The 18,523-nt window shown below is 43.6% G+C and carries 14 protein-coding genes; 4 read left to right on the top strand and 10 right to left on the bottom strand.

Annotated features, from left to right (window positions below; genetic code table 11):
- Positions 1–77 precede the first annotated feature (77 nt).
- The 4 genes from V5G28_RS17345 to V5G28_RS17330 all read right to left on the bottom strand — a co-directional run bounded on the left by V5G28_RS17345 (position 78) and on the right by V5G28_RS17330 (position 4,190).
- Entirely contained in the window at positions 78–407 is a 330-nt protein-coding gene (locus V5G28_RS17345; RefSeq protein WP_332995309.1) for a type II toxin-antitoxin system VapC family toxin, read from the bottom strand.
- 63 nt (positions 408–470) lie between these two features.
- Positions 471–731: a hypothetical protein gene (locus V5G28_RS17340; protein ID WP_332995255.1), complete on the bottom strand. Its 261-nt coding sequence runs from the start codon at positions 729–731 to the stop codon at positions 471–473.
- Between the two features lie 222 nt (positions 732–953).
- Entirely contained in the window at positions 954–3,533 is a 2,580-nt protein-coding gene (locus V5G28_RS17335) for an NACHT domain-containing protein (protein ID WP_332995254.1), read from the bottom strand.
- A gap of 213 nt (positions 3,534–3,746) precedes the next feature.
- Entirely contained in the window at positions 3,747–4,190 is a 444-nt protein-coding gene (locus tag V5G28_RS17330; protein ID WP_332995252.1) for a hypothetical protein, read from the bottom strand.
- 920 nt (positions 4,191–5,110) lie between these two features.
- Here V5G28_RS17330 and V5G28_RS17325 point away from each other — a divergent pair.
- Both V5G28_RS17325 and V5G28_RS17320 read left to right on the top strand, forming a co-directional pair.
- Positions 5,111–6,829 carry a diflavin flavoprotein gene (locus V5G28_RS17325; protein ID WP_073635628.1) on the top strand — a complete coding sequence of 573 codons (1,719 nt, stop codon included), beginning with the start codon at positions 5,111–5,113 and terminating at the stop codon, positions 6,827–6,829.
- Between the two features lie 110 nt (positions 6,830–6,939).
- Positions 6,940–8,652 (top strand): diflavin flavoprotein, encoded by a 1,713-nt coding sequence (locus V5G28_RS17320; protein WP_332995248.1) that lies wholly within the window; start codon positions 6,940–6,942, stop codon positions 8,650–8,652.
- A gap of 806 nt (positions 8,653–9,458) precedes the next feature.
- Here the strand turns inward: V5G28_RS17320 and V5G28_RS17315 are convergent.
- The gene (locus V5G28_RS17315) at positions 9,459–10,751 is read right to left on the bottom strand and encodes a dicarboxylate/amino acid:cation symporter (RefSeq protein WP_332995246.1); all 1,293 of its coding nucleotides are present in this window, start codon (positions 10,749–10,751) and stop codon (positions 9,459–9,461) included.
- Positions 10,752–10,890: 139 nt separating this feature from the next.
- On the opposite strand from V5G28_RS17315, the gene V5G28_RS17310 reads away from it, so the two are divergent.
- The gene (locus V5G28_RS17310; RefSeq protein ID WP_332995243.1) at positions 10,891–13,521 is read left to right on the top strand and encodes a DNA polymerase III subunit alpha; all 2,631 of its coding nucleotides are present in this window, start codon (positions 10,891–10,893) and stop codon (positions 13,519–13,521) included.
- A 353-nt stretch (positions 13,522–13,874) separates the two neighbouring features.
- On the opposite strand, the gene V5G28_RS17305 is transcribed toward V5G28_RS17310, so the two are convergent.
- The 5 genes from V5G28_RS17305 to V5G28_RS17285 form a co-directional block, all read right to left on the bottom strand.
- Positions 13,875–14,018, bottom strand: a complete 144-nt coding sequence (locus V5G28_RS17305) for a hypothetical protein (RefSeq protein ID WP_332995239.1) — start codon at positions 14,016–14,018, stop codon at positions 13,875–13,877.
- A 28-nt stretch (positions 14,019–14,046) separates the two neighbouring features.
- The gene (locus tag V5G28_RS17300) at positions 14,047–14,424 is read right to left on the bottom strand and encodes a hypothetical protein (RefSeq protein ID WP_332995237.1); all 378 of its coding nucleotides are present in this window, start codon (positions 14,422–14,424) and stop codon (positions 14,047–14,049) included.
- 17 nt (positions 14,425–14,441) lie between these two features.
- Positions 14,442–16,154, bottom strand: coding sequence for an NACHT domain-containing protein (locus V5G28_RS17295; protein WP_336231074.1), 1,713 nt, complete (start codon positions 16,152–16,154; stop codon positions 14,442–14,444).
- Positions 16,155–16,281: 127 nt separating this feature from the next.
- Positions 16,282–16,716, bottom strand: coding sequence for an FtsK/SpoIIIE domain-containing protein (locus tag V5G28_RS17290; RefSeq protein ID WP_336231073.1), 435 nt, complete (start codon positions 16,714–16,716; stop codon positions 16,282–16,284).
- Between the two features lie 187 nt (positions 16,717–16,903).
- Positions 16,904–17,194, bottom strand: a complete 291-nt coding sequence (locus tag V5G28_RS17285) for a hypothetical protein (RefSeq protein ID WP_332995233.1) — start codon at positions 17,192–17,194, stop codon at positions 16,904–16,906.
- 461 nt (positions 17,195–17,655) lie between these two features.
- Here V5G28_RS17285 and V5G28_RS17280 point away from each other — a divergent pair, with 461 nt between their 5' ends.
- Entirely contained in the window at positions 17,656–18,504 is an 849-nt protein-coding gene (locus tag V5G28_RS17280; RefSeq protein WP_332995307.1) for a DsbA family protein, read from the top strand.
- Positions 18,505–18,523 lie beyond the last annotated feature (19 nt).

Genomic DNA, 18,523 nt, shown 5'->3' with positions numbered 1-18,523 from the left:
AATGCGTGGCTCAATTGACTTATAACCAAGATTCCACCAGAAAAGGTTGTGCTTGCCGAATGCGGACAAAATCGCTGTCAGCAGAAACAAGGATGAGATTGTGCTGAATTGCTGTTGCTGCAATTTGCGCGATCATGATCATCAAATCCCAAATCTCCAATACTTGTACTCCGACGTTTATTTTTATCTTTAGGGGCAAACTGATTAAAAACTGCTGCTTTGAGTCTACTGTAAAAAATAGCGGTTTCTTCGTCAATGAAATACAAGTCAACACTCATCAAAAATGCTTGAACAGCAGCAAGGTTTTGGGCTTGTCGTTCTGATTTTTCGGTCATGTAGAGCAGTTCACCGTAAGTGATGATACTGATAGCGATGTTACTGTCAGAACGAGATTGCAGAGCGGCAATGACATTAGGGGTGTTATTAATGATGTAACTACAATGGTTGGTATCTAATAGATACGACAGAAATCAAAACTGGGCTTTAGAACGGGTTTCTTTTACCAAGCGAAGACAGTCTTCCAAATCATTGCCTTGCCAGGTTCCAGCAAATTTCAGCAATTCACCCGCCTTAGTTCCTCGTTTAATTGGAGCCAGCCGACGAAGTGGGCGTTGACTCATGGTACTTTTGCTTTGGAGGGAATCCAGGAAGTCGCTGACTAAAGAAAGTTGTTCGGGTGGCAATTGGGCTAGTTGTTGTTCGATTTTTTGACGCAGTTCCGGATAAGTCATTAGCAACTCGCTATTTCGATTACCTATCTTTTTTCGACTTCTTAATTTTAGCCCCAGACTTCCAGTCTCAGGGATGAGGAAAATTTACTTACTGCTGTCGCTGGATATGAGCAGGATTATTCACGCTAGGTGAAACTGTGAAGCGAACTAAAGCAAAGATGGATAGCCCCAAGAACAAGCACAAAGCAATTTGCCACCAACGATATCGAACAAATCGAATTGCTAGCGACGATACCAAGCTTGATAAAAAGCTGGGTAGGACATATTTTGGGCGCAATGCCAGAGGACTTCTTCATACACATCAATATGATATACTTCAGAATTACTTAAATAGTCCTTTAATTTTGTAACAACAGTTTTCATCTGATTTGGTTGTAAAATTTGTTTCAAGATATCTGGCACTAATAAATAAAGAGTATCATTTATGTCTGTTGAGTAAAGTAATTTTACTAGAGTATTTATTGCTTTTTCATTGCCTGGGTCAATTTTTCCTAAGCTTTCTGCCACTATCCTAAGCGTATTGTCATCTACATCTTTTAACACCAGCAAATTTGCTAATGCATTAATTGCTTTTTCATTGCCTGGGTCAATTTTTCCTAAGCTTTCTGCTACTATTCTAAGCATATAATCATCATCCAAACTTATTGAGTCTAAGAGTTTCACTAGGTCATCAATCGCTTTTTGATTGCCTTTGCCTATGTAACTTAAGCTTTTCACCACTTCGTAAAGCGTATCTTCACCTACACCAGTTAACTCTAGCCGTCTCACTAAAGCATTAATAGCTTTTTGGTTGCCTATCTCAACTTGCCCTAAGCTATGTGCTGCCCCCTGACGGGTTTCATCATCCACTTCAGTTAGTTCTAGTAGTTCTACTAAGACATCAATTGCTATCTGATTGTCTGGCTCTATTTTCACTAACTTAGATGCTTCTTGACAAATGGTGTCATAAGACACATTTTTCAATTTCAACAGTTTCGCGAAGGCATTAATCACTGGATTATCTGAGCTTTGCTCTACACTTTTTCTTATTTGCCAAAAATCATCGTCATCAAAATTTTGTGGTGCAAGCATATTCACTAATATAGCAATCAGGTTTTTATTTCCTGTACCAGCTTGCCTTAACCTTTCTATTCGAAGAGTAAGACGAGATTTGTCCATACCTTTTAACTCCAGCAAATTCACTAAAGCATTAATCTCTTTTTCTTTGCCTGTAAAAATTTGCTTTAATACGCTAGCAGCGTGATTGATAATGTCTCCAGGAAACAGCCCTGAATTAACCAGTTTCGCTAAGGCATAAATCGCCTTTTCATTACCTATACCAATTTGCCCTAGCATTGATATTGGATTAAAGAGACGGTAGTTTGAGTAAGAAAAACGTAGTGAGTCTGGCTTATTTGCTAAATTTTCTACAGACCTGAGCAAATCCTTAACTAGGGTGTCAATAGCTTTTGTACGCTGTGTCTCTTTCAGTACTGCCCAGGCTTCGTTTCCAACTAAGTGAAAACCCAAGCCCCATTTAAGTATTTGCCCTACGATTTCATCAGCTTTACAACAATCTCCAAACTCAGCAATTCCCATTGCAGCTAGAATATAGGCTCGATACTTATAAAAGTTATTGCAATTATCCTCAAACTCTACCAATGCTTTTATAAACTGCTCTTTCTGCTCTGGTTCTACTTCCTCGCAACCCAGCCACAGCAAAATCACCTGCTTCCATTGGGGTTCAAATATGCGATAAGTTCCTTGGGATGGGTTGTTGGGGACGTGGTTCAGGAAAAAGTGCCAATCATCAATCGCTAATGCCGCAAAATATTCCTGAAACGTGGCATGGTAGAAAGCATAGAAGGGTTCATCTGTTTGTTTATCTCGATCTACCTGGTTCAGCCACCCTAAACGACAAGCGCGATCAAATAGAGTCTCCCCCATCACCCGGTAAGCAAAGTTTTGTCCAATGCGAAATCGGGTTTTTCCAGAAGCAATAGCCTCCCGTGCCAACTTTCCTAAAGCTGCATTCAACTCATTCTGTTCCGCGAGCGTTGTTGAAAATTCAGCTTGTTTCCATTCATAGTGGTATAGTGTAAATCGCTTGTAAAGTGCAGCTTGAGTTTCTGGTAAATCCTTAGTCGTGTCCCAGACTTGACACATCAAAGCTAATCTCAGGGGGTTTTTTACCAAGTCAAGCAAGCGTTCCCTTCCAGATTCATTCAGCTTTTGCCATAGCTGTTCCCCTTGTTCCTCTGTTCCCTTGTCCTCTTCCTCAGCCCGTTGGAACCAAGCCAGAATAAAATCCCGTACTTGCTCGCTGCTAAACACGTCAGTTTTGAAATTCTGAAAGTCAAGCAGATTTTTAGTGCTAGCATCCCAGACATTCAGCCGACAAGTTAACACAACTCGCGCCGCAGCAAGTTTGCTAATATCTTGGCTAATCTTATTTAAAGCGTCAACAGAGGATGCAGCTTGCATCTCATCCAAACCATCCAGCAGAAACCACACCCGCTGTTGCTGCAACAATTCTTGCAGTTGGTTTAGTGTTATTGGATTTTCTAGCCAACGTTTCAGCAGGTATTCTTTCAGCGTGTCTCCAGACAAATTGCTCAAAGGAATATAGATCGGCAAGGCGTTATGCTCAATTAAGTACTTGCCAATCTTTTCGAGCAAGGTAGACTTTCCCGCTCCTGGTTCTCCGATAATGGCTATATTCTTGCTTTTGGTGTTAGAACCATTTCCAATCACCTCTGTGAGAAATTTTTCATGCTCATAAGTCGTCTTGATAACCTCCTCAGGAAGTTGATACGCAACCATTCCCTTTTCAGGTGAGATATCCTCACTGCGGCGAGGCTGTTGTTTGCGCTCAACCAGTCCTAAAGGTACATAAATATCGAGTTCAAATCCCCTTCCTGTTGCTAGCCGTCGTTGACGATTAACATCAAGTTGCTGTTGGAATTTGTTTTGGCAGACTTCGCGCCAGTTGATGGGAGTTGACTTTACCCGATTCTCCCAGTCGGGCGACTGTAGTCAAGAAGGGGGAGTATTGTAGTTGTTAAAGGTAATGTTGTGACCACTGCCGCCTTGAAAGGTGGGAGCATTAGCATCATTAGATTGAAAAGCTTCACCACCGTAAACATTTTGGACATTGCGTCCTTCAATTTTATCTATATTAATTTCTTGGTTAATTTCTTGGGCAAGCTGTTGAATGTCTTGGGCAAATTTTGCATCTGTGTCCATTGCGACTTGTAAGTAAGCAGTGATTAAATCAACATCTGCTTTTGCACCTTCTTTCTGTGCTTTCGCCAGCGTCTGTTCTAATTTCTGATTACCTTTGAACCTCTGCCAAATTTTTTCGCGGAGATTGTTTAACTTGTTTAATACGCTTGCTGTCAGGGTTTCTGCGGTTTTTTCTATGGCTTTACTAAATGCTAAAGTGGCGATCGCAGCTGCTGTCAGTGTTGCTGGTTCCATAAATTATCTAATTGTAGATATTTCTATATTACTTATACCGTAGCATCTACCAGTTTTACGGAAAAAACCTAGTAAGCAATTCACGCATTCATAAGGTACGGTATTAAGAAAACCAATACTGCCAACACGCCTAACTGCTAACAGTATGCATTCTTAGGGACTTCCAATTAAAAAAATCTCCAATTTGTAGTGATCCAAGAAACAATGGTACGTTACGGCGCATTTTAGTCCTGTATGTAAAACCTCAACTGTCGTGTGCCGGAAGCCCCCCTACATAATGGATAATTTATTTTTTGGTACTTCCTTATAGGCGTGATGACAGTTTAAGAGCGAAATAGCTGCACTCTAGCTTAGAGGATGTTTGGAAAGTTGCTAATAACACCAAAATTTGAAGCAGTTCCCCCAACCCCCGATAAGTTGGGGGGCAAAAAGCCTTTCAAAGTCCCCCGTGATATCCAAAGCGCAGCATCTTCTGGCTTCCCCCTTTTTAAGGGGGACGGGAGGGGGATCTCCAAGGGGGATTTAGGGGGATCTAAAATACTTCACGTGACGATATTTTCACTCCACTTTAGTGGACTTCAACTATTAGCCTACGGTTTTAACCGCACGCGTCTGGCTCATTAAACACAACGGTTACAAAATTTATGTCTTTTGCTACAAATTAGTTGACATAAATATCATTTCGCCAACAATTCTTAAGTAAAATATTTCAGGAAATTAATGAAAAAAATGATATAATTACGTCTCGATTTCAAGACTAACAATAACAATTTTTAAGTAAAAAAATAAGCCAATAAATAGTAATTATAACTACATCTTGAATTTTATAAAAAATAAAATTTGTGACAACTTTACAAAACTAATTATGAGCAAAATAGAGGCAGAAAAGAAGACTGATAATTTGTGCTTGGAGACGACGAATGGTAGCGCTTGCAGAGAACGTCCAAAAACGGCTCACAATACAAACGGTCGAAATAGCTCCTAACACAACAGCAATTCGCTGTCTAGATTGGGACCGCGATCGCTTTGATATAGAATTCGGATTACAAAACGGTACAACATACAACTCATATCTCATCCGGGGTGACAGGACAGTTCTTGTTGACACCTCTCACACCAAGTTTCGGGACCAATATTTAGAAACGCTCAAAAGCCTGATCAACCCGAAGGCGATTGATTACATTATTGTTAGCCACACAGAGCCAGATCACAGCGGCTTAGTTGAAGACGTTCTCCAGTTAGCTCCCAGAGCTACCGTCTTAGCGTCAAAAGTCGCACTCCAGTTTCTGGAAAACTTAGTACATGATCCATTTTCCAAGCGAATTGTCAAAAGTGGCGATCGCATAGATTTAGGTCAAGGACACGAAATAGAATTCGTGAGTGCGCCTAACCTGCACTGGCCCGATACAATATTCAGCTACGACCACAAAACCCAAACTCTCTTCACTTGTGACGCCTTTGGGATGCACTATTGCAGTGATGATACCTTTGACGTCAACCTAGAAGCGATTGAACCAGATTTTCGATTCTACTACGATTGCTTGATGGGTCCCAATTCCCGTTCCTTGCTCAATGCGATGAAGAAAATGGGCGACCTTGGCAAAATTAGAATCATCGCCAACGGACACGGACCCTTATTATATCACCATCTTGATGTCCTTAGGGAGTGCTATCAAGGTTGGAGCCAAAAACAAGCCAAGGCAGAAACAATCGTTGCGTTGTTCTATGTCTCCGGCTATGGACACAGTGAACGCCTTGCCCAAGCAATTGCTCATGGAGTCCAGAAAACTGAGGTTGGCGTCGAAATGATCGATCTCACCTCCGCTGAGATCCAAGAAATCCAAGAACTCGCAGGCAGGGCAGCTGGCATCATTATTGGTATGCCCCCAAGCGCTAACGCCGCAGCTCATGCTGGCATCAGTTCACTACTCGCTGTTGCTAAGAGCAAGCAAGTTATCGGACTGTTTGAATGCTACGGTGGGGATGATGAACCGATTGATCCACTGCGGAGAAAATTTCTCGAACTTGGCATCAAAGAAGCCTTCCCAGCCATCCGGATTAAAGAAACTCCTACCAAAGCCACACACCAATTGTGTGAAGAAGCAGGTACGGACTTAGGACAATTGCTCGTCCGCGAACGCAACATCAAGCAAATCAAGTCCATCGATGCAAACTTAGAAAAAGCATTGGGTCGGATTAGCAACGGATTGTACATTATCACCAGCAAAAAGGCTGATGCCCAAGGTGCAATGCTCGCTTCCTGGGTTGCTCAAGCCAGCATACAACCTTTAGGATTTACAGTTGCTGTTGCCAAAGACCGTGCGATTGATTCCTCGATGCAACTGGGTGATAAGTTCGTCCTTAACGTTTTGGAAGAAGGAAATTATCAAGAATTAAAGAAACAGTTCCTCAAGCGTTTGCAACCCGGTGCTGATAGATTCGCCGGAGTGAAAACCCAAACAGCGAAAAACGGTTGCCCCATTCTCACAGATGCTCTCGCCTACATGGAATGTGAAGTTGTGAGCAGCATCGAATGCAGCGACCACTGGCTCGTATACTGCACAGTTCAAGACGGTCGAGTCTCCAAACCCGATGGAATCACAGCTGTTCGCCATCGCAAAGTCGGCAACTACTACTAATTCGTAATTTTTAATTCGTAATTCGTAATTGAATGAGTAATTACGAATTACGAATTACGAATTACTAATTATTCATCCCTCTATCTCAGAACCTCCCTCACTCAATAACCATGAACAATCCCAATCCGCGCGATGTACAAGTTCTAGCGATCGCTACAAACACCACAGTACTCAGGGCACGCAGTTGGACGCGTTTACGGTTTGAAATTGAATACGCGCTGGCAAAGGGTACCACCTCGAATTGCTATTTCATCGAAGGTGATAAAACTGCAATTATTGATCCACCCCCAGAAACTTTCACGCAAATTTTTATAGAGGCACTCCAGCAGTCTCTAGACTTGAAAAAGTTGGATTATGTGATCTTAGGTCACTTTAACCCCAACCGAGTGGCAACCCTCAAAGCTTTGTTAGAACTTGCCCCACAGCTGACCTTTGTCTGTTCGCTTCCTGGTGCTGCCAATTTGCGTGCGACTTTCCCCAACCACAAATTGAACATCATGGTGATGCGGGGGAAAGAAACTCTGGATTTAGGTAAGGGTCATGTGTTGCGATGCATCCCCATCCCCAGTCCTCGTTGGCCCGCAGGTCTTTGTACCTACGACCAGCAAACCCAGATATTGTACAGCAATAAGCTATTCGGTGCCCATCTCTGTGGTGAAGAAGTCTTTGATGAAGACTGGGGCGTTCTCAAGGAAGACCAGCGCTACTACTTCGATTGCTTGATGGCTCCTCATGCAACTCACGTACAAGCAGCTCTCGAGAAAATATCAGAACTGCAAGTGAGAATGTATGGTAACCTTCACGGTCCAGTAGTACGATACGGCTTGGTGGAACTTACGCAAGCTTATCAGCAATGGAGCCGTTCTCAAACCGAGCGCGAGATTACCGTTGCCCTACTTTACGCTTCAGCTTATGGAAATACAGCAACTCTGGCGCAGGCGATCGCCCTTGGTTTAACCAAAGGAGGAGTGGCTGTAGAATCTATCAACTGCGAATTTGCTCAACCTGAAGAAATCAAGGCAGCCGTAGAAAAAGCTGATGGTTTTATCATCGGTTCTCCCACCATTGGTGGTAATGCGCCGACTCCGATTCACACTGCTTTGGGTATTGTATTATCGATTAGTGACAACAGCAAACTCGCTGGAGTGTTTGGTTCCTACGGATGGAGTGGCGAAGCTTTTGACTTAATCGAAGGCAAACTCCGGGATGCGGGATATCGGTTTGGGTTTGACAGTATGAAAGTGAAGTTTAAACCCTCAGATGTCCTTCTCAAGCAGTGTGAAGAAACAGGTACAGACTTTGCTCAAACCCTAAGAAAAGCTAAAAAACTACGTTTGGCTCAACCAGCAGCTACTCCTGTTGAACAAGCTGTCGGTCGGATTGTCGGATCAGTTTGCGTCGTGACGGCAAAGCTTGGAGAAGTCTCTACTGGAATGATGGGGTCTTGGATTTCTCAAGCCACGTTTAACCCACCCGGTCTTACCGTTGCTATTGCCAAAGACCGGGCAATTGATACCCTAATGTATCCAGGCGGTAAGTTTGTTTTAAATATTCTGCCTGAAGGCAATCAACAGGAATACATGAAACACTTCCGCAAATCTTTTGCCCCAGGAGAAGAGAGATTTGCAGGTTTTCCTACAGATGTTGCGGATAACGGCTGCATCGTCCTCACTGACGCTTCAGCATATCTTGAGTGTTCTGTCAACAAACGCATGGAATGTGGCGACCATTGGGTAGTGTATGCAACTGTTGACAACGGTAAATTACTTAAACCCGATGCCGTAACAGCCATTCACCATCGCAAAACGGGCAATCATTATTAAGTAACGCTTGGTAAATTGCATACTTTATTATAAGGATTGCCAAGAGTCAAGAGTCAAAAGTTACTCTTGGCTCTTCTGGCTGTTCTCAGTTGCCATGCGTGTCAACAATCACGTTTAAACCTTTATTCCACATTGGCTTTACCCCACCCCTTACCCCTCCCCTTACCAAGGGGAGGGGAGGTTTTGGCGCAAGACAAAACCGGGGTGGGGTGAAGCGAAAATTGTGGGCAAGCACAAAGCTACGATGTCACGTAATTACAAAGCTTTCAGCTTAAATTGACACCAATGGCTTCTAGCGCGCCCAAATCTCAGACGGGCGAGACGCCCATCCCACAAAAAATCAGCAACAGCTTAATTTAGCAGATTTTATATATCTGGTCAGAAGTATAAGTAAAAAGCTGCTGTTGACATCATCCAAAAGTTGGAAAATCTTCCGTGTTTGCCACAACGACAGTCGAATAAGTATTATGTAACCTTTAACTCAGGAATCAGTAGCTGTTGTATTTTATACATATTTGCACTGAATTAACCGTTCTATCGTATTGTCCTCTTTGTATGACTCACGAAAACAGCAAAATTAAATTTCCTTTTTGGCAGTATCTCAATCAGCCCGTCTTCAGTGACAAAACAAAGCTGGTTTTAAGCCCGCGTCGCTTCGCGCATCTACATAGAATGGAACTTTTAGAACGGTGCTGGGCTAAGGTGTGTGACGCAAAAGGACCACAACAGAATTAGATAGCAGTGAATAGAAAAAGTCAAAAGTCAAAAGTAAAAATTTTTGACTTTTTATTTTTGACTTATTTTGACTAAGCCTCGTCAAGGGAACGGGGCTTTTTGCCATCGAGTAACGCACTGACAGTCATATCCCCCATAACATTGATCACAGTGCGGCAGCGATCCAAAAACCAATCCACTGTAAGCAACAAAGCAATATACTGTGTGGGCAAGCCAACGGAACTGAACACCAGTGTCATCGTCACCAACCCAGCTTCTGGGATACCTGCTGCACCCACCGATGCAAAAATCGACGTGAGGATGACAACGAACTGCTGCGGGATACTCAGATTTTGTCCAATCACCTGGGAGATAAACAGCGCAGACATCGCTTCATAAAGCGCAGTCCCATCATTGTTGAAATTTGAGCCAACTAACGCCCCCAAAGAAGCAGAAGATTCCCGTAAACCAATTTTTGTCTGCAAAACCTCAAAGGTGATGGGCATCGTCGCTACTGAGGAATCAGTTGAGAACGCTGTTAAAAAGGCATCAGTACCGCCACGCAGAAAGTTTACTGGGTTAACCCAAGAACCAAATTTCACCCTAGTCAGGTAGTAGCAAGCTTGCAACGCCAACCCCACCACAACCGCCACGACAAACGCGCCTAGAGATTTAAACGGCTCAAAGCCTTTTTCAGCAACAGTTTTACCAACTATTCCAAAAACTGCTAATGGCACCAGGGCAATAACCCAATGCAGGATGCGGATGATAGCTTCAAACAAAATGCCGATGACATCCTCTATCGCCTGGTATCCTCTCTTGCGTTGGGCAACTTGCTCTGATTTTATTGCCCGCAGGACGATCGCGAAGGAAAGAGCAATAACGATCAGCTGGATGACATTGTTATCAACCAAAGGCTGAAGGATAGCTTGTGGTACAGCGTCTCTCAACAGTCCCCACGGATCGAAACTTTTCGGAGCTGTTTGTCCACCGCTTGGTGCAGCCAAATTTCCCCAAGTCCCAGGGCGCAGGACGTTTGCCACGAAAAGCCCAATCACAATCGCGACTGTCGTGTTAGTAAACAGCAGCACCGCTAAACGCCGTCCTGCTGTACCAGGGATGCTGGTTGTCATGAAGGTATGCAATACTGCCATCAATATCAGCGGCGTCGCCAGGGCGCGGAGAGCTTTTAGCACCAATTCAGCCGGAATTGCTAAAGTCTCTATGAAGCTTTTATTTGCTGGGCTAGGGTTTCCTGCACCCAATGCAACACCCAATGCGATCGCCAGAATGAGCGCGATGACAATTTGTAAAGTCAGCGGAATTCTTTGCCACCAAGGGCGAGGTTTAGTATTAGGCTTGTCGATGCTGTCTGTTTCGTTCATGCAAGACGCTCAGTTCGCAATGCGATTATTAAAGCATCACTTTGGAGATCAAAGATTCCGGATAAGATAATCGCACGCGGCGACAAACTGCGTTACCCTGGTAAACGCTTCTACTTTTGGCTGCTAGTTGGAAACGCATATGTCCTTCGTCCCTTTACATATTCACAGTGACTACAGTCTGCTTGATGGAGCAAGTCAACTGCCAGATTTAGTCGATTGCGCCATCGAACTGGGAATCAAAGCAATAGCCCTGACAGATCATGGTGTCATGTATGGTGCGATCGAACTGATTAAAATCTGTCGCAGTAAAAATATCAAGCCAATTATTGGCAACGAGATGTATATCATCAACGGCGATATCACAAAACAAGAACGCCGTCCCCGCTATCATCAAGTTGTTTTAGCTAAAAATACAAAAGGATACAAAAATTTAGTTAAACTAACAACACTTTCCAACCTTCAAGGTGTGCAGGGTAAAGGAATTTTTTCCCGTCCTTGCATCAACAAAGACTTATTAAAAGAATACCATGAAGGCTTAATTGTAACGAGTGCTTGTTTAGGTGGGGAAATTCCCCAAGCAATTCTCAGCGGCAAACTAGAGGCTGCACGTAAAGTTGCCCGGTGGTATAAAGAAACCTTTGGTGAAGATTATTATTTAGAAATTCAAGACCACGGCTCCCAAGAAGACCGCATTGTCAATGTAGAAATTGTTAAAATTGCGCGGGAGCTAGATATTAAAATTGTCGCCACGAACGACTCCCATTTTATTTCTTGTTACGACGTTGAAGCACACGATGCTTTGCTGTGCATTCAAACTGGCAAATTGATTTCTGAAGATAAGCGAATGCGTTACAGCGGTACAGAATATCTCAAATCCGCTGAAGAAATGAAGCTGCTATTTCGTGACCATTTGCCGGATGATGTCATTGAGGAAGCAGTGACAACCACAGTCGAAGTTGCAGAGAAAGTTGAGCCTTACCAAATTCTGGATACGCCTCGCCTTCCCAATTATCCCATTCCATCTGGTCACACTGCCGACACTTATGTCGAAGAAGTTGCTTGGCAAGGACTCTTACAAAAATTAAATCGCAAATCGAGAAATGAAGTTGACACAGTCTATAAAGAAAGACTGGAATATGAACTCACAATGATTCAGAAGATGGGTTTTTCCACATACTTTTTAGTCGTGTGGGACTACATCAAATTTGCGAGAGATAATAATATTCCGGTTGGACCAGGTCGCGGTTCGGCTGCGGGGTCATTAGTTGCTTATACCATGGGAATTACTAACATTGACCCCGTGCATCATGGACTGCTGTTTGAAAGATTTCTCAACCCAGACCGGAAATCCATGCCTGATATTGATACGGATTTCTGTATCGAACAACGAGATAAAGTCATTGATTATGTGACAGAAAAATATGGTAAAGAAAGAGTTGCTCAAATCATTACCTTTAACCGCCTAACTTCCAAAGCTGTATTAAAAGATGTTGCCAGAGTGTTAAATATTCCCTATGGGGACTCAGACAAAATGGCAAAGCTTATTCCTGTTTCCCGAGGAAAACCCACCAAACTCAAGGTGATGATTTCCGACGCAACACCAGCACCAGAATTTAAAGAAAAATATGACAATGATCCAATGGTACGCCATTGGGTTGACATGGCAATTCGTATTGAGGGAACGAACAAAACCTTTGGTGTGCATGCAGCGGGTGTGGTGATTTCTGCTGATCCATTAGATGAAATTGTACCGTTGCAAAAAAATAACGACGGTTCTGTGATTACCCAGTATTTCATGGAAGACTTAGAATTACTGGGTTTGCTGAAAATGGATTTTCTGGGTTTGAAAAATCTCACGATGATTCAGAGAACCATTGATTTGATTGAAGAGAAACACGGATTTAAAATTGACCCTTATGAAATAACCAGTCAAGAAAGAAAAGCTCAAAGGATATTAGCGAAAGGCGAATTTAACACCTTACCAAAAGACGTTAAAAAGACTTACGAACTTTTAGAAGCAGGTGAATTAGAAGGCATATTTCAATTAGAATCTTCCGGAATGCGGCAAATAGTCCGCGATTTGAAGCCTTCCAACATAGAAGATATTTCCTCTATTTTGGCACTGTATCGACCAGGACCACTAGATGCGGGATTGATTCCCAAATTTATTAACCGTAAGCACGGGCGAGAGAATATTGACTATGAAACACAAATTCTAGAACCTATCTTGAATGAAACCTACGGAATCATGGTTTACCAAGAACAAATCATGAAAATTGCTCAAGATATGGCTGGATATTCTCTAGGACAAGCAGATTTGCTGCGCCGTGCAATGGGGAAAAAGAAAGTTGACGAGATGATGAAGCAGCGAGAAAAGTTTGTAGATGGCGCTGCAAAAAATGGAGTGAAAAAACAAATTGCTGAAGAATTATTTGAGCAAATGGTGAAGTTTGCCGAATATTGCTTAAGCTATGACACGGAAGTGTTGACGGTGGAATATGGATTTTTGCCGATTGGGGAAATTGTGGAAAAGAGTATTGAATGCTCTGTGTATACAGTTGATAGTAACGGGAATGTTTACACACAACCTGTTGTCCAGTGGCATAATCGCGGACAGCAAGAGGTGTTTGAGTATTGTTTAGAAGATGGTTCGACTATTCGGGCAACGAAAGACCATAAGTTTATGACGACTGATGGGCAAATGTTGCCGATTGATGAGATATTTGAGCGGGGTTTGGATTTGATGCAAGTTAAGGGATTGCCGGAATAGGTCTTTGTTCGTAGTGAGCGCTTTAGCGCTTAGAGTAAGAATAAGGGCTAAAGCCCTTACTACAAATTTACGCCTACCTACTTACTCGTAAATCTCGTTTCCAGGTTCTACCTGGAAATGCGGTTGGGGCGGCTCTGCCGCAAGTAAGGCAGGCAGAGCCTGCCAATGGTGTTCCCAGTCAGAGGCTGGGAACAAGGCAAGGGCTAAAGCCCTTACTACAAAATTACGCCTACCTACTTACTCGTTCGCGAGTCTTTAACACTCATCGCCGAGGTTCTAACACTCGTTGGCGAGTCTTTTATACTCGTTGCTGAGTCTTCACCACTTGTGAACGAGTATTTAACACTCGTCGCTCAGTCTTCACTACTCATCGTCGAGTCTTTTATACTCGTCGCCGAGTGTTTTATACTCATCGCCGAGTCTTTACCACTCATCCACAAGTCTTCACCACTCATCGCCGAGTCTTCACCACTCGTGAACGAGATTCTGAGACTCACCAACACATCTCAAAGACTAAATAAACTCTTACTCAGCGTGCCTATAACCTTCAACAGCTGCAACCGTGATATTCACGAACGGGTTATCAAGCACTTCCTTGAATGCTTCAATTAATGCTGCCTCGGTAGCACTGCGTAACCTCTGCCAGGTGGTTGGGTTGTCGCGCTTAATACGAGCTATTGCTTGATTGACAACGGCTTGCTTTTGAGATTCAGTGGTAGTTGGGTAAGTCTGAGACAGTTGATCTAGTAATTGCTGAATTTCTTTGGCTGCTTCAATAAGATTTTGTTTCTGTTCGGGCGCGTAGTTGTGTTGAATAGCTTGCTGGCGACCACCTGATTGTACAGTATCTGCAAAGTTGCCGATGTTTGACCCACGGAAATCATATTTAGGAGTTTCTGACATAGTTCGATTGAGTTTGTTTAGAGTATCGAGCAATTGATTCCCAATTGATTGGTGATGATTCCTAATACAGATGCAGCATTAAAACGAACAAATAAATCTTCGTGTTGTAAAGCAGTTATCAAGGCAGCAACTGCCGATTCATTACCAATTTTTCCTAACGCAAATCCAGCATTCGAACGAACCAAGAAATCCTCATGTTGTAAAAAAGCAGTTATCAAGGCAGCAACTGCCGATTCATTACCAATTTTTTCTAATGCAAATATGGCACTCCAACGAACAGATGAATCTTCATGTTGTAAAGCACTAACGAGGGCATTGACTGCCGATTTATTACCGATACTTCCTAACGTAGATACGGCACTCTCACAAACAAATGAATCTTCATGTTGTAAATCAATCATCAGAGCATTGACTGCCGATTCATTGCCGATTCTTCCTAACGTAGATGCAGCAATCCTACGAATTTCTGAATTTTGAGCTTGTAAAGCACTAAGCAGAGCATTGACTGCCGATTCACTACCAATTTTTCCTAACGCAGATGCGGCACTCTCATAAACAGATAAATATTTATCTTGTAAAGCACTAAGCAGAGCATTGACTGCCGATTCACTACCAATTTTTCCTAACGCAGATGCGGCACTCTCACGAACAGATGAATCTTCATCTTGTAATGAGTTAATTAAAAAAGCAACCCCATACTTAGAGCGTGTAATACCCAAAAACTCTATCTTGACTAATTTATGAATGTGTAAGCCTAAAATTAAATCAACTGTTTTTTCCTGAAACTCTCGCTTCACCTCCCCCGCCAACCTTGCCCCTAACTGCAAATCCACATCTAAGGCTAACTTCACTACCCGCAACGCCTGCGCCTCTTTCTCCACCAACGCCAACATTAGCGCTAAAGGTTCTGTCCACTTCAAATAATTGAGATAATCCCGTTTCAACTTCTCATCACTAATATTAGTAAAGCGCTGGAGTAAACATTCTGCGGCGTAGTATTCCTGAAGCAGCTGGTGGCGAAACTCTATTTTTTCATTGCTGGCAACTTGGATTAAATGATGCTTGAGCAAATCCTCTAACCATTCTTTCGCCCGACTCGCAGGATAATCAACTTTGCCCTGAAGAAACTTCTCAAAAATTGCTTCCGCTTCTCGCTTGTCAATCGTGACTCGCAACTCTGTAGGCGTTTTTCCCTGCATCATGGCAAACGCCAAATGCTGCAATAACTCCTGCCACCAGCGGCGCGACTCACCAGAAACCGGGACATCATCTTTAATTTTGCCGTCATAACTCTGGGCAAAGCAGCGAAACACTAAACCCAAATTCGGCGGGACATTGCCCGTTTGTTGAAATAAGCTACACAGCATCCACAGCAGCAGCGGCGTTTGTCCAAACTCCCGCAACCTTCCACCCAACCGCCGCAGCATTTCCTCAACTTGTTCTGGCAAATACGCGCGGACAAACTGCTGCATCTGTTCTTCTGTCAACGGCTGCATTTCCAGCTTTTTCTCAATGCCCAAATCGCCACCTACGCCCAAATCTCGCGTGGTGAAAATCATCGGCGTGTTCAGGTAATTCTGCCGAAAGTTTTTTAAGTCTCGCCGTGCTTCTTCATTGGGCAACTCGTTCACCCCATCCACCAGCAGCAAAAATTGCCCGTCATCCAGCAGCGTTTCAATGTCCGCACTCTCTAGGCGTAACTTATGCCGCCTCAAGAATTGTCGAATCAAATCCAGCACCGAAGTTTTGTATTGCCGCAACTCTACCAGTACGGGGATTTGACCTAACCTCCCAAAATGAGATCCCCCGCACTCCTTGAAAAGGGGGGTTTTGACTGTAACTCTTCTTCCCTGCGTTCTAAGGGGGGTTTTGACTCAATTCCTCTTCCCCCCTTTTCGTAAGGGATTGAGGGGGGATCTTTTCCTGCGCTTCTTCCAGCAACAGCCGCGCTAAAGCCGTGGATTTCCCCGAACCTGGTCTTCCTACCAGTAGCACATGATTGTCAGCATATTTACGTATTCCTTCCTGCACTGGCAAGCGTTCTGTTTTCTGTTCTGTTTTCTCTGGCGTCTCGCCTCTCTCCTGCTGCTTCGCCTCCACCGTTTGCACCATCAAGCCAAAATCAAACGGCAACGGCTTTTCTTGCCGCTGTGCTGTTTTACTCCCTTCCACATCTGTGATCGTGTACAGTCTCCACCAATGCTGGTAGGTATCACACACAGATTGCAGGTAATTTGGAAAATCTGCGCTCATGCAGGAAGTTGACCGATTAACGGCTGATGGAGTTGCCAATGCCACTCACTCATTAATATAACTCCGTAATACTAACGAACGACGACGCGATCGCCGCTTGAGGCATTTGGGAGCTTGTTACATATTTAAACAACTTCTGCTCTGATTTTTCCGGAGTAGATAGCAGCTAGAGCAATCCTATTTGATTTGTGAAAATCAAAAGGCTTAGGGAGTAGCAAAAAATAAATTATCCCTTCTGTAGGGTGTGTTGTCGCGTAGCACAACGCACCATCCCAGGTTTTCGGTGCGTTAGGACGTTCCGTCCATAACGCACCCTACTAAGGCTTACTTCTATTGCGCTTGTCACTTCGTTGTCATACAGGCGAAACCCCACCCCGGCTTTGGCTAACGCCAAAACCTCCCCTCCCCGCAAGCGGAGAGCAGCGCCGTGCGGGGGTTCCCCCCGTTGAGGCGACTGCGGAGGAGGGGTAAGGGGTGGGGTGAAAGTTGCCTGTGCCAAAGATACAAAATCCAGCACCTGATTAGATATGCTTATGACAAAAATTGCAACTTCTCTATGATCTTGTCTTGAATCGATTGCACGATTGTTTCCCCCTAAGGCAAGATGGCATTATTTCTAGCTTATCGCTGAGCCACGCCTGCATTTGATGTATGCCACCTGAGAACGATTAGGTAAAAATGCTCTTGCCTCTTAGATATTGTCGTAGCGCAAAACGCTGCACCCTTTACGCTACAGGACTTTCGCCAGGTTTCCACAGTCAATCGATCAACCTCTGTAAAGCGCTGATTTCGTGAGATCAGAATTTAGAGAACCTATATATATATCACTTTTCCCTGACACACTGAAGTATTTTTTACAACAGTATTACTAGAGTTTATACAAAACCTCTAAGTGATGCGTAATTTTGACTAATCAATACTACCCAACTCAGGGAATACTAAGAGATGGTAGAAATTGTCTACACCATCCGTTTCTGTATGCGTGCATTTTCCTACTGGCTAAGTAAAAATATTGAGTGGCTACGTAGTGTACCAGCACTATGCATATTGTGTTTAGTGCTGGTTTGCGCACCTCCCGCAGATGCAGCGAATCGCATCAGTTCACAATTAGAACAGCAAATCTTACAGGTTATCCGGGAACACCCGGAAGCCCTCATAGAATCAGTACAAGCGTACCAACAAAAACAACAAGCACAAATACAGCAAGCACAGCAAGCATTTGTGCGTCAAATGAAAACCAATCCCGAAGAAGTGATTGGTGAGTCTCCCACGACTGGCTCACCGCAGTCCAAGATTTTGTTGGTAGAATTCTCAGATTTTGAATGTCCCTATTGTGCCCAGGCGCATAAAACCCTAAAACAGTTTATGGCAAAGCATAAGGATGAGGTCACTTTGGTTTACAAACATTTCCCTCTCACATCTATTCATCCTCAAGCGATGCCAGCCGCTACAGCTGCTTGGGCAGCACAGCAACAAGGTAAATTTTGGGAATACCAAGACGCACTCTTTACCCATCAAAAAGAACTGGGTGAGCCATTGTATTTAGATATCGCCGAAAATCTAAATTTGGATCTCGAAAAATTTAAACGCGATCGCCAAAGCATCACCGATAAGGGCGATCGCCAAAGCAGCACCGATAAGGGCGAACGGCAAAGCCGCGCCGATAAGGGCGATCGCTCTTACGCCGACACTGCAATTGAGAAAGATATACAGCTTGCCGAGAGATTGGGACTTTCTGGGACTCCCTTTTTTGTGATGAATGGTCAAACTCTATCCGGTGCATTGCAGCTATCGGATATGGAGAACGTATTGACTCGTATTAGATAAATTTCCACTAGTTAATAAG

It is taken from the genome of Scytonema sp. PRP1 (assembly GCF_036697665.2).
GTDB lineage: Bacteria > Cyanobacteriota > Cyanobacteriia > Cyanobacteriales > Nostocaceae > Kalymmatonema > Kalymmatonema gypsitolerans.
Note: the sequence above shows the minus strand (reverse complement) of the source record. Positions and strands in the feature narration are given on the sequence as shown.